Raw genomic sequence first — 16020 nt, 5'->3', positions numbered from 1 at the left:
GCAGCTCAGCCCACGGTCCCCGGCTTCGGCAGGGGCTTGCCGTACCAGAGCTCGATCAGACGGGCCGCAATCGAGATCCCGTAGGGAGGCAGGACCTCTCCGGACTCGAATGCGGCCCGCAGGTCTTCCCGGGAGAACCAGCGGGCTTCCTCGATCTCCTCGCCGTCGACGTTGATCTCCGAAGAGGTCGCGTCGGCCATGAAGCCCAGCATCAGGCTGGAGGGGAAGGGCCAGGGCTGGCTGGCGACGTACTCGACGTCGCCGACCGTGACGCCCGCCTCCTCGAAGACCTCGCGCCGCACCGACTGCTCGATGGACTCGCCCGGCTCGACGAAGCCCGCGAGGGTCGAGAAGCGGCCCTCGGGCCAGTGCACCTGGCGGCCCAGGAGGATGCGGTCCTCGGCGTCCCTGACCGCCATGATCACCGCGGGATCCGTGCGCGGGTAGTGCTCGGCGCCGCACGCCTGGCAGCGGCGGATGTGCCCCGCGGCCGCGATGACCGTGCGCTCGCCGCAGCGGGAGCAGAAGCGGTGCAGGCGCTGCCAGTTCTCCAGGGCGACGGCGTGCACCATCAGGCCCGCGTCACGGGGCGAGAGCAGCAGTCCCGCCTCGCGCAGCCCCGCAGGGCGCGCGGACTGGTCCATGCGGCCCGGCAGGGTGTCCTTCTGGAGCGCGAAGTAGCTGACGCCGTCGTCGTCGGTGCCCAGGAAGTAGCGGTGCTCCTCCGTGAGGGGCGCTTCGAAGGCGGGCGTCATCACCAGTTCCGTGGTGCCCTCGGACGTCTCGTCGATGAGCACCTGACCACCGGAGACCACGAAGACCCGGGTCGTCGGGTGGCTCCAGGCTGCGGCGAGCCACGCCTCGTCCATGCGGTGGTGGGCCGCGCGGTCGATGCCGCTGGGCGCGGTGAGCGAGACGGGCCGGTCTGCGGTGCGGTCGGTCCAGGTGGTCACAGGTGCTTCCAACTCCCCCGATGGAATGGGTGGTTCAGCAGGACGTGCTCAGTGGTGTGCCGGGCGGGCCCGGCGATCCGGGGACTCTCAGTGTGCATCGCGCCAGTTCTCCGCGAGGTCGCCCCACAGGTAGGCGGTCGTCTCCACGCCCTTGAGGAGCAGGTCGATCTCGACCTTCTCGTTCGGCGCGTGCCAGCCGTCGGAGGGGACGGAGATGCCGAGGAACAGCACGGGCGCCCCGAGGACGTCCTGGAGGTCGGCGGCCGGTCCAGAGCCGCCCTCACGCGTGAAGCGGATCCGCTGCTCGAAGGCGCGTCCCATCGCGCGGACGACGGACTGGAGCGCCGGGTGGTCCAGCGGGGTCAGGCACGGGCGCGTGGCGGCGCCGAAGGTGATCGTGTGGCGGATGCCCGCGGGCATCCGGTCGGCCACCCAGGTGCGCACGGCCTCCTCGACGCGGTCCGGGTCCTGGCCGGCGACCAGCCGGAAGGACAGCTTGAGGAACGCGGACGACGGGACGATCGTCTTGCCGCCCGCTCCCTGGTAGCCGCCGCCGATGCCGTTGACCTCGGCGGTGGGGCGGGCCCAGATGCGCTCCAGGGTGGTGTGCCCGGCCTCGCCGTGGGTCGCGTACGACTTGGCCGTGCGCAGCCAGCGCTCCTCGTCGAAGGGCAGCTCGGCGAAGAGTTCGCGCTCGCGGTCCGTGAGGGGCGTGATGCCTTCGTAGAAGCCGGGGATCGCCACGCGCGCGTCCTCGTCGTGCAGGGCGGCGACGAGGCGGGCGGCCTCGGCGGCGGGGTTCGGGACCGCGCCGCCGAAGGAACCGGAGTGGATGTCCTGGTCGGGTCCGCGCAGCTCGATCTCGCAGTCGGCGAGGCCGCGCATGCCGGTGCAGACGGTGGGGGTGTCCTCCGACCACATGCCGGTGTCCGAGACGATCACCGCGTCGGCGGCGATGCGCTCGCGGCGCTCCTCGATGAGCGCGCGGAAGTGCGGGGAGCCCGACTCCTCCTCGCCCTCGATGAGCAACTTCAGGTGGACGGCGGGCGCGGTGCGCCCGGTGGCCGCGAGGTGGGCGCGGACGCCGAGGGTGTGGAAGAAGACCTGGCCCTTGTCGTCGGCGGCCCCGCGCGCGTAGAGGCGGTTTCCTTCGACGACCGGCTCGAACGGGTCGGTGTCCCAGCCGTCCTCGCGGGCGGCTGGCTGCACGTCGTGGTGCCCGTAGACGAGGACGGTGGGGGCCTGAGGGTCGTCGGAGGGCCACTCGGCGAACACGGCGGGTGCTCCCGGCGTCGGCCAGACCTCGGCGGTCGGGAAGCCGGTCTCCTTGAGCTTGGCGGCGAGCCAGTCGGCACTGCGGCGCACGTCCGGCGCGTGATCGGGCTGGGCCGACACGGACGGTATGCGCAGCCACTCGGCGAGCTCGTCGAGGAAGGCGGCGCGGTGGGTCTCGATGTACGTACGGACGGCGCTGTCCGGTGTCTCGCTCATGGTCACGAGCCTATCCGCCATCCGGGGTCGGCTCTTCCGGCGGTTCGGGGTCCGGGGCCGCCGCCGGTTCTTCGAGCAGCAGGCGTTCCAGCTCGGCGCGGCCCGGCAGGTGCCGGGGGCGTGCGGTCTCCCCGCTGCGCACGTACAGGAAGGCGGCCTTCACCGACTCCGGAGGGACGCCCTGCTGCTCGGCCCAGGCCAGCCGGTAGACGGCGAGCTGGAGGGGGTCGGCGCTGTGGGTGCGGCTGGTCTTCCAGTCGACGATCTCGTACGTGGTGTCATCTCCGTCACCGTGCCGGTAGACGGCGTCGATGCGGCCCCTGATGACGCGGCCGGCGATCACGAACTGGAAGGGCACCTCGACGCGGTAGGGCGTGCGGCGGGCGTACTCGGTGCGCTCGAAGGACTCCTTGAGGGCTTCCAGGTCGCGCTCGTCGGCGATCTCGGCCTCGTCGGGGCCGCCGCCTGGCAGGTCCTCCGGGTCGAGCATCGGCAGCGTGAGCGCTTCGAAACGGGACTCGACCCAGGCGTGGAAGCGGGTGCCGCGGCGGGCCGCGGGCTGCGGCGGGCGGGGCATGGGGCGGGCCAGCTCCTGCGCGAACCCGTCGGGGTCGGCGGCGAGGCGCATCAGCTCGGACGCGGTGAGCGAGGGCGGCACGGGCACGTCCCTGACGGCCTCGCGGGCGCGCAGCAGCTCGCCGGTCAGGGCGTCCAGGTCGCGGTCCCAGGAGGCGAGGGTGCGGGCCTCCTCCGGGGTGAGGCGGGCGCGGGAGCCGTCCGGCGCGGGGCGGGCGTCCGGGACGCGGTCGGCGGGGTGCGGGCGGGCGTCGGGCGCGGGTGCGGGCAGCGGCACGCGTGCGTGGCCGCCGCCGGCGGGGGGACCGGGGCGTGCGGTCGCGGTGCCGGGGGCCTCCGCGGGGTGCGGGAGGGTGGGGCGCTCGGTGGCCAGGGAGTCCCAGTCCGCGGGGTCGGCGTCCTCGGGGCGGCCGGTGTCTTCGTAGCGGCCCTCTTCGAAGGAGCCCGCTCCGTAGGCACCCTCTGCGTAGGGGCCCTCTACATAGGGGGCCTCTACATAGGGGTCCTCTACGTAAGGGCCTTCTTCGTCCTCCGGAGGGGGCGGTGGCCATTCGGGGTCGTCGGCCGGGGACACGTCGTCGTACGCCGACGGGTGGGCCTCCTCGTGGGAGCGGGCGTGCTCGGGTGCGCTCTCCCCCGTCAGCCGGTCCAGGTGGTCGAGGACCGTCCGCGCGGCCGCGCGGCGGCGGGCCAGGGAGGCGTCGTCCAGGGGCAGCGGCCAGGCGTGGTCGGCGGTCGCCTCGTGCAGCGCCGGGTTCTCCTCGTCCTCGGCCGGCTCGTCCGCCCAGACCTCGATCTCGCCGTGGCCCACCGCGCAGTGGTCGTACAGCGCCTGGAGGAAGTCGGAGGGGCCGCGCGGCTTCTTCTGGGAGGGACCCCACCAGTGTCCCGAGCCGAGGAGGAGGGAGCGGGGGCGGGTGAACGTGACGTACCCGAGGCGGAGTTCCTCGGTGCGCTGGTGGTCCTTCATCTCCTCGTGGAAGGCCCGCATGCCCTTGGCGTCCCAGGCGTCGACGTCGGGCAGCGTGGCCGTGTCGCCGCGCAGCTCGTGCGGCACGACCTTGGCCTGGGCGGTCCACTTCTCGCGGCCCTGTGCGCTCGGGAAGGTGCCGTTGACCAGGCCGGGGACGGCGACGACGTCCCACTCCAGGCCCTTGGACTTGTGGGCGGTGAGCACCTTGACCGTGTTCTCGCCGCCCGGCAGGGCGTTGTCGAGGCCCTTCTCGTACTGGGCGGCGGTGCGCAGGAAACCGAGGAAGGCGAGCAGCGACGCGCCCTGGTCGTTGGCGGCGAAGGAGGCGGCGACGTCGAGGAAGTTGGAGAGCGTCTCGCGGCGGCGGGCCGCGAGGGCGTGCGGCGAGGCGGAGAGCTCCACTTCGAGGCCCGTCACGGCGAGCACCCGGTGCAGTACGTCCATCAGCGGGTCGGCGAGCGAGCGGCGCAGCTCGCGCAGTTCGGCGGCGAGCCGGGCGAAGCGCACGCGCGCGTCCGCCGAGAACGGCAGCCCGTCGTCCCCTCCGGAGGCGTCGTCCGCGGTGAGCGGTGTCTCCAGGAAGGTGTCCAGCGCGTCCGCGAGCGATATGACCTCGGCCGGGTCGACCCCCTCGACGGCCTCGGCCAGGCGCCGGTCCGGGTCGTCGGGGGCGGCGTGCCCGTGCCGTACGAGGAGGCGGGCGCGGCGGCCCAGGAGGGCGAGGTCGCGGGCGCCGACGCGCCAGCGCGGGCCGGTCAGGAGCCGCACCAGGGAGGCGTTGGCCCCCGGGTCCTGGAGGACCTCGCAGACGGCGACGAGGTCGGCGACCTCCGGGAGGTGCAGGAGGCCGGAGAGGCCGACGACCTCCACGGGGATGTCGCGGGCGACCAGGGCGCCCTGGATCTCGCCGAAGTCCGTCGCCGTGCGGCACAGGACGGCGATCTCGCCGGGTGCCTTGCCGGTGCGCACCAGGTGGGCGATCGAGTCGGCGAGCCAGTCGATCTCCTCGGCGTGCGTGCGCAGCAGGGCGCAGCGCACCACGCCGTCGCGCTCGGCGCCGGGCGCGGGCCGCAGGGCCTCCACGCCCGCGTGCATGGCGCGCAGCGGCTCCGCGAGGCCGTTGGCGAGGTCCAGGAGGCGGCCGCCGCTGCGGCGGTTCTCGCTGAGCGCGTGGCGGGTGGCGGGGCGGCCGTCGGCGTACGCGAAGTGCTCGGGGAAGTCGTCCAGGTTCGCCACGGAGGCGCCGCGCCAGCCGTAGATCGCCTGGCAGGGGTCGCCGACCGCGGTCACCGGATGGCCCGTGCCGCCGCCGAACAGGCCGGCCAGGAGGATGCGCTGGGCTACCGAGGTGTCCTGGTACTCGTCGAGGAGGACGACGCGGAACTCGTCGCGGAGGATCTCGCCGACCTCGCCCCTGGTGCGGGCGAGCGTCGCGGACAGGGCGATCTGGTCACCGAAGTCGAGCAGGTCGCGGGAGCGCTTGGCCGCGCGGTAGTGACCCACGAGCTCGGCCAGTTCGAGCCGTGCGGCCGCCGTCTCGGGGACCTTGCGCAGATCCGCGTTGCTGAGCTTGGCGCCCTCCAGGGCGCGCAGCAGCTCGGTGTCGTACGCGCGCAGCCGCTCGGGCCGCACGAGGTGCTCGGCGAGCTCGCTGTCGAGGGCGAGGAGGTCGCTGACGAGGTCGGGGAAGGACCGGGTCAGCGCCGGATAGGGGCCAGGCGCCTCGCGCAGCACGCGCGCGGCGAGCTGGAAGCGGGTGGCGTCGGCGAGCAGCCGGGAGGTCGGCTCGAGGCCGATGCGCAGGCCGTGATCGGTCAGGAGACGGCCCGCGAAGGCGTGGTACGTGGAGATGACGGGCTCGCCCGGAGGGTTGTCCGGGTCGACCGCTTCAGGGTCGGTGACACCCGCCTTGACGAGGGCCTGGCGCACGCGCTCGGCGAGTTCGCCCGCCGCCTTGTTCGTGAACGTCAGGCCGAGGACCTGCTCGGGGGCGACCTGGCCGGTGCCGACCAGCCAGACCACGCGGGCCGCCATCACCGTCGTCTTGCCCGACCCGGCTCCGGCCACGATCACCTGCGGGGCGGGCGGCGCGGTGATGCAGGCCGTCTGCTCCGGGGTGAACGGGATGCCGAGCAGCTCTTTGAGCTGCTCGGGGTCGGTGATGCGAGGGGGCACGTCAGAGAGGCTAGCGGTGGCCACTGACATCCGGGACGGACCCGGCTGTCAGTGATCCCACACCCATCGCATCAGATGTCAATGGGCTCGGGGCGGCAGCCCTATCGCCCGGCCGCCACGAAACACGCGTCGTTATATACGCTCTGGCGTATCCCAAGAGTCGCCATCAAGGACGTGCACGCAGAAACCTGGAACGGAAACGCGGGCGTACCTGCGCCCTTGGCCGCGACCTTGCACGCGTTCTTCACCTTCGGGCCAACCGTGTATCCGCCCCACTTCACGAATGCCCTGCAGTTGTACAGACGCGTCTTCTCGCTCGCCATCGCCGAGGCCGGCGTCGCGGCAGCAAGGGGCATGGCCAAGACGCCGACAATCATGCTTGCCGCCCTGGACCACTTGTTGATCTTTCGGGGCTTCTTCACGGCCCGGCGTGCCAGCCCTCGCGACACACGCTGCACGAGGCACGGAAGGCACAGTGCATGCAGTGGTGAGTGTGAAGCGTTCGTCGAGGACCTTGCCCCCGCGGCCGTCGCGAGGAGGTCGCCGATCTACTCCCCGGAGAGCGATACCTGGGTCTGAAATTTGAGCAGGGCGCCGCCGCAGTATGCAGCGCGTGGGGTCAGGAGCCGGCAGAAATCTTCGTCGGGTCCACGATCTCGTCGTCCGAGGGGACCTTGACCGCGACGGTTTTGCCGTAGTCGCTGAAGTTCACCGTGCCGGGGGCCTCGCCCCCCTTGTTCACAACCTTCAGGAAGTAAGGCTTACCCTCCATCGCGACGTAGAAGGTGGTGGTCTCCTCACCCTTCTTCTTCGTCAGGACAGCGGCCTTCCTGCCGTCGACTTCAGTGTCCTTCTCCCGCTCCAGCTTCTTGAGCTTGTCAGCCTTGAACATGCCGTCGGGGTTACAGGGGCTGCCACCCTTCGCGTTGGCCTTCTTGACCCAACGGCCCTTGACCAGCTCAGCGGTGCTGCTGTCGCCCTTGTCCTCCCAGAACTTGTCGTCGACCTTGACATACGAGTACTTACCTGAGGCGAGGAACTCAGCGGTGCCCTTCTCCCGGGAACCCACCGTGCCCTTGCAGTCGCCGGACTCGGCGACCACGAACTCGATGTCGCTCGACTGGCCGCTCTGCTTCATCTGGCCCGTCATGCGGTAGGACCCGGCGTCCTTGGAAGCCTTGGAGGCCTTCTCGGCGATCTTGTCGGCACTCATGCCGTCGAAGGGGTCCTTGTCGCCGTCGCTGCTGCAGCCCGTTACGCCGATGACGGCGGCGGCACAGGCGACGGCCACTGCCAGGAGCTTCCGGTTGGCTGCCATATGCGTGTGTCTCCTCAGGAAGGTGCACGATCGGATGGTCCGCCGAGTGCACTGTTCAGGTTTACCGAGACTTTAGATGGCCTGTGAGCCTGCTATGACTGCGGGCACCTGGACGTGAGCTTTGCCACCAAGGGCACAGCTGTCCGTGGCGTCACTCCACTACGTGCCGGCCCTCGGGGCGCGCGCTGCACGAGGCGCGGAAGGCGCAGTGCGTGCAGTGCTGGCCCGCGGTCGGTGTGAAGCGTTCGTCGAGGACCTTGCCCGCGGCCGTCGCGAGGAGGTCGCCGATCCACTCTCCGGAGAGGGGCTCCTGGGCCTGGACCTTGGGCAGGGCCTCGCCGCCGTTCTTCTTGGCGGCGCCCTGGCGCAGCTGCACCAGTTCGGCACCGCCCGGCTCGGGACGTACGCCTCCGAAGACGTCGTCCGCGGCGCCCTCGCGCACCGCCAGCTGGTAGACGGCGAGCTGCGGATGGCGGGCGACCTCGGCGGCGGTCGGCGCCTGCTTGCCGGTCTTGAAGTCCACTACGTAGGCGCGGCCTTCCGCGTCCTGCTCGACGCGGTCCATGGAGCCGCGCACCCGCACTTCGTAGGGACCCGCTTCCAGCATCACGTCGAAGCCGTGCTCACTGGCGAGGGACGTGCGGCTCGCGCGGTCCATCACATGCCACTGGAGGAAGCGTTCGAGCGCTACGCGCGCGTGCTCCTTCTCCTGCGCCGACTTCCACGGCGCGTCGAAGGCGAGCGCGTCCCACACCGAGTCGAGGCGCTCCATGAGGACGGCGAGGTCGGCGGGCGTACGCCCGGACGCGACCTCGTCGGCCAGCACGTGCACCACGTTGCCGAAGCCCTGGGCGGCGGTCGCGGGGGCGTCCGCCTTCACCTCGCGGCCCAGGAACCATTGCAGGGAACAGGTGTTGGCGAGCTGGTCGAGCGCGCTGCCGGAGAGTACGACGGGCTTGTCGCGGTCCCTCAGGGGGACTTCGCTCGCCGTCGGCTCGTACATGCCCCACCAGCGGTAGGGGTGCGCGGACGGTACGAGGGGACGTCCGTCGGCGTCGCCGAGCGCGGCGAGCCTGGCCAGGCGCTGGGCCGCGGCCTCGCGCAGGGGCTCCGACACGCGCGGGTCGACGGTGGTGGCGCGCAGCTCGGCGACGAGCGCGGAGACCGAGAGGGGGCGGCGCGGGCGGCCCGTTATGTCCCTTGGTTCGACGCCGAGTTCGGTGAGGAAGCGGGAGGGCTGGTCGCCGTCGTCCGCCGGCGCCTTGACCGCGGTGACGACGAGGCGCTCCCGCGCGCGCGTGGCCGCGACGTAGAACAAACGGCGTTCTTCGGAGAGCAGCGCTCCCGGAGTGAGCGGTTCGGCGAGGCCGTCGCGTCCGATGCGGTCCGCTTCCAGGAGCGAGCCCCGGCGGCGCAGGTCGGGCCAGAGGCCCTCCTGGACGCCCGCGACCACGACGAGCCGCCACTCCAGGCCCTTGGAACGGTGCGCCGTCATGAGGCGTACGGCGTCGGGGCGTACGGCCCTGCGGGTGAGCGTGTCCGCGGCGATGTCCTGCGCCTCGGTCTCCTCGAGGAAGTTGAGGGCGCCGCGGCCGCCGGTGCGCTCCTCGGCACGGGCCGCGGCGGCGAACAGCGCGCACACCGCGTCGAGGTCGCGGTCGGCGTTGCGCCCGGCCGCGCCGCCGCGCCGTGCGGTGCGCTCCAGGCGCTTGGGCCACGGGGTGCCGTCCCACAGCTCCCAGAGCGCCTCCTCGGCCGTACCGCCGCCCGCGAGACGCTCACGGGCCTTGCGCAGCAGCGCGCCGAGGCGCTGGGCGCCGCGGGCGTACGTCGGGTCGTGCGCGACGAGGCGCTCCGGCTCGGCGAGGGCGCGGGCCAGCAACTCGTCCGAGGGCGGCGGCAGATGGTTGCCCGCGGCGCGCTCCTCCTCGCGCAGCGCGCGGCCGAGCCTGCGCAGGTCGGCGGCGTCCATGCCGGCCAGGGGCGAGGTCAGGAGGGTGAGGGCGGTCTCGGTGTCCAGCCAGGCGGGGGCGGTGGTTTTTTGGGGGGCCGTGGGTTCTGTGGAGTCCGTGGGATCTGAGGGGCTCGTGGAGTCTGAGACGGCTTTGGGTTCCGAGGGATCTGTGGGATCTGAGACGTCCCCGGGTTTCGAGGGGCCTGAGGGGTCCGTGGAATCCGAGACATCTGTGGGATCCAAGACATCCGTGGGTTCCGAGACGTCCGTGGGATCCATGGATTCCGAGGGATCCGCCATGACCGCCGTCGCCACCACCCGCAGCGCCGTCAGCAACGGCATCACCGCGGGCTCGTGGCGCAGCGCGATGTCGTCCCCGTCGATGTCGAGGGGCACGCCCGCCGCGCTGAGGCTGCGGCGGACCGCGGGGATCGTGCGGGCGCCCGCGCGGACGAGGACCGCCATGTCGCTCCAGGGGACCCCGTCCTCCAGGTGCGCACGGCGCAGGATGTCCGCGACGTTGTCGAGCTCCGTGCCGGCCGTCGGGTACGTGTAGACCTCGACGCGGCCGCCGTCGCGGACCGGCGTCGGCTCCCTGTGGACCCGCACCTTCTCCGCGGGCAGCCTGGTCAGCGGCATGCGGCGGGTGAGCAGCCGGGTCGCGGCGAGCAGCTGCGCGCCCGACCTGCGGGACGTCGTCAGGACCTCGACGGACGCCGGGGTGCCGTCCACGCGCGGGAAGGCGTCGGGGAACTCCAGGATGCCGTTCACGTCGGCGCCGCGGAACGTGTAGATCGACTGGTCGGGGTCCCCGAAGGCGACCAGGGACCTGCCGCCCCCGGCGAGCGCGCGCAGCAGCCGCACCTGGGCCGGGTCCGTGTCCTGGTACTCGTCCACGAAGACCGCGTCGTACTGCGCGCCGAGCGCCCGTGCCACCTCGGGGCGGCGCGCGAGGAGGACCGCGCGGTGCACCAGTTCCGCGTAGTCGAGCACTCCTTGCATGTCGAGCACGTCCAGGTACTCGGCGAGGAAGGAGGCCGCCGCGCCCCAGTCGGGGCGCCCGCTGCGCCGGGCGAAGTCGTCCAGGGCGGCGGGCCCGAGGCCCAGCTCGCGGCTGCGGGCGAGCACCGCGCGCACCTCGTCGGCGAAGCCGCGGGTGGTGAGGCAGGCGCGCAGCTCGTCCGGCCAGCGGATGTGCGCGCGGCCCTCCTGCGCGAGGTCGACCTGGCCCGCGAGGAGCTCGCGGACCGCCACGTCCTGCTCGGGTCCGGAGAGCAGCCGCAGCGGCTCGACGAACAGGTCGGTGTCCTGGTGGGCGCGGACCAGGGCGTAGCAGAAGGAGTGGAACGTGGTCGCCTGCGGGGCGCGCGCCGCGCCCATGCGCAGCGCCATGCGGTCGCGCAGTTCCACCGCGGCCTTGCGGCTGAAGGTGAGCACCAGGATCCGCGCCGGGTCCGCGCCCTCGGCGACGCGGGCGGCGACGGCCTCGACGAGCGTGGTCGTCTTGCCGGTGCCGGGTCCCGCGAGAACGAGGAGCGGTCCGCCCCTGTGGTCAACCACCGCGCGCTGGCGTGCGTCCAAGCGAGGGGGATCCAGTGGGTCCGGCAGAGTACGCACCAGTCGGTAGGCACCCGGGGTCCCCTGTCGTACCTGGTGGTGCGACGGGTGCCGGATGTGCCGGGCGGAAGAAGGGGTGCTCACGTGGGTCGCCGGTCCTGGTGGGTGTGCTGGTCGATGAGCGGCCGGGCGGTGGCCGAGAGGTGACGGGGATGCGTGCTGTCGACGCTACGCCAGTGGATGCGGGGGACGCGGTGCTTCCCCCGTACGGGCCACCGGTCCCCCGTCGGGCCCCGGGATGGCGGAAGCTGTCAGATGTGAGCCTCCGGAGCCTGCGGGCGAGCGTCCCCCGTGATGTCGGCCCTCGTGTCATCGCCGACGTCACCGACGCCGTGGCCACCGGCCGCGTGGCCGACATCACCATGACCGGCCTCTCCGGAGACGAGATCACCATGACCGGCCTCTCCGGAGACGAGATCACCATGACCGGCTTCTCCGGAGAGGTCGTCACGACGAGCGGCCTCCCCGGAGACGGCAGCGTCGTCACCACGAGCGGCCTCCCCGGAGACGACGTCACCACGAGCCGCCCCGGAGACCACGTCGCCACGCCCCCTTCCTCAGGAGGCGCCGTCACCATGACCGCCCCCTCCGGAGCCGACGTCACCGCCGTCCCAGCGCGCCCTGCGCATGTCGAGCTTGGGGAGATGTCCCTGGGCGGCGCGCGATGCCTGTCGCAAGGGGGTGCCCTCCTCGCGGTACCGCTCAAGGGCGCGCAGCTCGTGCCCCGGCAGCAGTACTCCGTCCGAGCGCACGACACGCCACCACGGAACGCCTCCTCCGTAGAGGGCCATCACGCGTCCCACCTGCCGGGGTCCGCCCTCCTCCAGCCACTCGGCGACGTCTCCGTACGTCATCACGCGCCCCGGAGGGATCAGTTCCGCGACGTCGAGGACCCGCTCCGCATACTCCGGCAGGGCCTGCGCCGCATGGTCGGACGGGGCCTGTTCCCTTCGGCTCTCCTCGTTCATCCGGCCCATCCTGCCGCACCCCGCCGACACCGCGACCGGCTCGGCACGGACCGTACGGAGGCCCCCGGCACCGGACGCAAAGTGTCGTTTCGTGACCACTTCGCGTCCTTGCGTTGCCCCCTGCTGCCCCCCTGCGGCGAGCTGGCATGCCACCATCGTGCGGGCGGTGACTGGTGATACGAGATCAAGAAGAGACGACGGAACGGCAGGGCGTGCATCCCGATGAGAAAGCGGGCACCTCTGCGTCCGAGTCACACCTGGACACCGGTGAGCGCGCCCTGAAGACCGAGAAGAACGAGACCGAGCAGGCCGAGCACGGCGGCGCCGGGCACCCCGATGGCGACACCGTGTGTCCCGAGGACGACGCCGCACACACCGACCGCGTGGAGCGCGACGAACCGCTGCTCGCCGCGCGCGTGCACCGCCCCTCCGACCTCATGCGACTGCTCGTCGGCGTGCTGGCCATCGCCGTGCTCCTCGCGATCGCCGCGTTCGCGCACGGCACGACGTCCGGACTCGAACAGGACATCGACAAGGGCACCGAGCAGGCGCCCGACCTGCTGATCAAGGTGGCGGGCCTCGTCGCGAGCATCGGGGTCCTGCTGGTCCCCGTCGCCTTCGCCATCGAGCGGCTGATCAAACGCGACGGACTGCGCATCGCCGACGGGGTCCTCGCCGCCGTCCTCGCCCACGGCGTCACGCTGGCCACCGACCTCTGGGTCGCGAAGGCCGCGCCCGGCTCCATCCAGGACGCGCTCACCAAGCCGTCCCCCGCCGACATCCACGCCTTCACCGACCCGGTGCACGGCTATCTCGCGCCCGTCATCGCGTACATGACGGCCGTCGGGATGTCCCGCAGACCGCGCTGGCGCCTGGTGCTGTTCGTGGTGCTGCTGCTCGACGCGTTCACCATGCTGGTCACCGGCTACACGACGCCGTTCTCGATCATCCTGACGGTGCTCATCGGCTGGACCGTGGCGTACGGCACGCTCTACGCGGTCGGCTCGCCGAACGTCAGGCCCACCGGGCAGACGCTCCTGGCGGGCCTGCGGCACGTCGGCTTCCACCCCGTGAGCGCCGCGCGCGAGGAGTCCCCGGACAGCGAGCACGGCGACCGGGGGCGGCGCTATTTCGTCACTTTGGAGGACGGCCCTCCGCTCGACGTCACGGTCATCGACCGCGAGCAACAGGCGCAGGGCTTCTTCTACCGCGTGTGGCGCAGGCTCACGCTGCGCGGGATCACCCAGCGGCGCAGCCTCCAGTCGCTGCGCCAGGCCCTCGAACAGGAGGCCCTGCTCGCGTACGCGGCGATCGCGGCCGGGGCGCACGCGCCCAAGCTGATCGCCACGTCGGAGCTCGGCCCGGACGCGGTGATGCTCGTCTACGAGCACATGGGCGGCCGGTCCCTGGACTCCCTGCCGGACGACGCCATCACCGATGAGCTGCTGCGCGAGACCTGGCGGCAGGTGCAGGCACTGCAGTCCCGCCGGATCGCGCACCGCAGGCTCGCGGGGGACGCGATTCTGGTGGATCGTTCCGGCACGGTGATCCTCACGGATCTGCGCGGCGGTGAGATCGCCGCGGGCGACCTGGTGCTGCGGATGGACATCGCCCAGCTCCTGACCGCCGTCGGCCTGCGGGTGGGCGCCGAGCGCGCGGTGGCGTCGGCCGTCGAGGTCCTCGGCCCCGACGCGGTCGCCGACTGTCTGCCGCTGTTGCAGCCGATCGCCCTCACCCGCACCACCCGCGCCACCCTGCGCAGGCTGGCCAGGGAGCGGTCCCAGCGCGAGCGTGACGCGGTCCTCGAGGCGTCCCGCAAGGCCAAGCAGGGCGTGCGCGCGGACGTCCCCGACGAGGAACAGGCCGGTGTCGCGCAGTCGGGCAAGCAGGCCCAGAAGCAGGAGAAGCAGGCCGCCAAGCAGGAGCGGCAGGCCGAGAAGCAGGCCATAGACGACGCGCTGGACCAGGCCCGCGAGGAGGATCTGCTCACCCAGATCCGCCACCAGGTCCTGCTGATCCGCCCGACGGCGCCGGTCGAACCCGCGCAGCTGGAGCGGATCAGGCCGCGCACGCTGATCAGCTTCATCGCGGGTGCCATCGGCGCGTACTTCCTGTTGTCGCAGCTCACGCACGTCGAGTTCGGCACGCTGTTCCAGGAGGCGCAGTGGGGCTGGGTGGCCGCGGCGGTGGGCTTCTCCGCGCTGAGCTACTTCGCCGCCGCGATGAGCCTGCTCGGCTTCGTGCCGGAGCGGGTGCCGTTCCTACGGACGGTGGCGGCGCAGGTCGCCGGGTCGTTCGTGAAGATCGTGGCGCCCGCGGCGGTCGGCGGCGTCGCGCTCAACACGCGCTTCCTGCAGCGCTCCGGGGTGCGCTCGGGGCTCGCGGTGGCGAGCGTCGGGGCCTCGCAGCTCTTCGGGCTCGGCTCGCACATCATGTTGCTGCTCATCTTCGGCTATCTGACCGGTACGGAGAAGACGCCGTCGTTCACGCCGTCCCGCACCGTCATCGCCGGTCTCCTCTCGGTCGCGGTGCTGGTGCTCGTGGTGACGGCGATCCCGTTCCTGCGGAAGTTCGTCGTCACGCGCGTGCGGTCGCTCTTCGCCGGGGTCGTGCCGCGCATGCTGGACGTACTCCAGCGGCCGCAGAAGCTGCTCACCGGCATCGGCGGCATGCTGCTCCTGACGCTCCTTTTCGTGCTCTGTCTGGACGCCTCGGTGCGCGCGTTCGGCAGCGACGAGATGACGACGCTGAGTCTGGCGAGCGTCGCGGTGGTCTTCCTGGCGGGCAACGCGCTGGGCTCGGCGGCGCCGACACCGGGCGGCGTGGGAGCGGTCGAGGCGACGCTGACCTTCGGTCTGATCGCGGTCGGGGTGCCCAAGGACGTGGCGGCGCCCGCGGTGCTGCTCTACCGGCTCCTGACGCTGTGGCTGCCGGTGCTCCCCGGGTGGCTGTTCTTCAACCATCTGACAAGGAAGGGGCTTCTTTGAGGATGGCCTCTCCGTAGAGAGCCCCTTCTTCAGGAAGCCCCCTCCGGAAGCCCCCTTCAGGAAGCCCCTCCCGAAAGCCCTTCAGGAAGCCGCTCCAAGCCCTCGCCGGTCAGAACAGCAGCAGGAGCGCCACCAGGAGCAGTACGGCGCCCACGACTTCCACGGCGCCGACCACCGGCACCTTCACGCCCTTGCCGGGGAGCAGCGCCGCGCGGGCCAGATAGGCCGCGAACAGGATCGCGAGCCAGGGGTTCAGGAGGTACGCGGCGGGCACGGCGAGGGCGTGGTAGGTCACCGAGGCCCGGTAGTACGTGCGTGAGCCGCGCTCGCGGATCATCGTCTTCACGTACGGCACGGTCCCCACGAAGAAGAGCAGGCACGCGAGGGCGGGGCGCCAGCCGTCGGCGAGGTCGCCGCCGCCCATCCGCAGGGTGACCAGGAGCATGCCGCAGGCGGGGACCACCGCCGCCAGGCCGTTCAGGAGCGTCCGTTCCCTGTTCCGCCGGGCGTACCAGGTGTTGAGCGCCACGAAGGGGGCCGCGCAGGCCGCCGCGAGCAGCAGCCAGGGGAAGCCGAACAGGAGCGGCACGCCACAGGCCGCGCACACCGCCGCCGAGCCCAGGGCGGGGCGCACGTGGCGGCGCGGGGCGCGCGGGTTGCGGGAGAGGCGGCGCAGCCTGAGCCACTGCTGTACGTGGAAGGCCGCGACGTACCCCGTCAACCAGGCGAGGAAGAGCGGCAGATGGGCCCATCGGGGACCCAGTCCCGGCCCGTCGACGAGGAAGACGCCCGCGGTGAAGGGCACCGCGAGCATCGCCCACGCACCGTGCTGGTTCGGCAGCCAGGTGCGCAGCACGCCCCTCTTCTCCTTGGCCATGCGTCCAGTCTGGCAGCACAGGACCCGTGGAATTCCGGCAAGAGGTCACGCCTGTGAGGGACCTAAGTCCCCGGGGTGGCAACCGAATTGAGGCTTAGGGTCGATGCAGGCGGCACGTGCCGTGCGGCCTT

8 protein-coding genes are annotated in these 16020 nt (G+C 72.2%); 1 reads left to right on the top strand and 7 read right to left on the bottom strand.

Annotation, left to right across the window (positions count from 1 at the left end; all coding sequences use genetic code 11):
* Positions 1-5: 5 nt before the first annotated feature.
* The 6 genes from nudC to ACIO9J_RS07950 form a co-directional block, all read right to left on the bottom strand.
* Positions 6-953: an NAD(+) diphosphatase gene (nudC, locus tag ACIO9J_RS07975; protein WP_401994304.1), complete on the bottom strand. Its 948-nt coding sequence runs from the start codon at positions 951-953 to the stop codon at positions 6-8.
* Positions 954-1040: 87 nt separating this feature from the next.
* The gene (locus ACIO9J_RS07970) at positions 1041-2444 is read right to left on the bottom strand and encodes a dipeptidase (RefSeq protein WP_401994301.1); all 1404 of its coding nucleotides are present in this window, start codon (positions 2442-2444) and stop codon (positions 1041-1043) included.
* Positions 2445-2454: 10 nt separating this feature from the next.
* Positions 2455-6168 (bottom strand): UvrD-helicase domain-containing protein, encoded by a 3714-nt coding sequence (locus ACIO9J_RS07965; protein ID WP_401994299.1) that lies wholly within the window; start codon positions 6166-6168, stop codon positions 2455-2457.
* 619 nt (positions 6169-6787) lie between these two features.
* The gene (locus ACIO9J_RS07960; protein ID WP_401994296.1) at positions 6788-7486 is read right to left on the bottom strand and encodes a hypothetical protein; all 699 of its coding nucleotides are present in this window, start codon (positions 7484-7486) and stop codon (positions 6788-6790) included.
* Between the two features lie 151 nt (positions 7487-7637).
* Positions 7638-11141: a UvrD-helicase domain-containing protein gene (locus tag ACIO9J_RS07955; RefSeq protein ID WP_401994293.1), complete on the bottom strand. Its 3504-nt coding sequence runs from the start codon at positions 11139-11141 to the stop codon at positions 7638-7640.
* Positions 11142-11614: 473 nt separating this feature from the next.
* Positions 11615-12025, bottom strand: a complete 411-nt coding sequence (locus ACIO9J_RS07950; protein WP_401994290.1) for an MGMT family protein — start codon at positions 12023-12025, stop codon at positions 11615-11617.
* A 173-nt stretch (positions 12026-12198) separates the two neighbouring features.
* Here ACIO9J_RS07950 and ACIO9J_RS07945 point away from each other — a divergent pair, with 173 nt between their 5' ends.
* A complete protein-coding gene (locus ACIO9J_RS07945) occupies positions 12199-15012 on the top strand; it encodes a lysylphosphatidylglycerol synthase domain-containing protein (protein ID WP_401994287.1) in 2814 nt (937 codons plus the stop codon).
* A gap of 109 nt (positions 15013-15121) precedes the next feature.
* Here the strand turns inward: ACIO9J_RS07945 and ACIO9J_RS07940 are convergent, their stop codons facing one another.
* Positions 15122-15889, bottom strand: coding sequence for a YwiC-like family protein (locus ACIO9J_RS07940; RefSeq protein ID WP_401994284.1), 768 nt, complete (start codon positions 15887-15889; stop codon positions 15122-15124).
* Positions 15890-16020 lie beyond the last annotated feature (131 nt).

The organism is Streptomyces sp. NPDC087300 (assembly GCF_044744425.1).
Lineage (GTDB): Bacteria > Actinomycetota > Actinomycetes > Streptomycetales > Streptomycetaceae > Streptomyces.
This window is presented reverse-complemented; position numbering and strand designations above follow the sequence as displayed.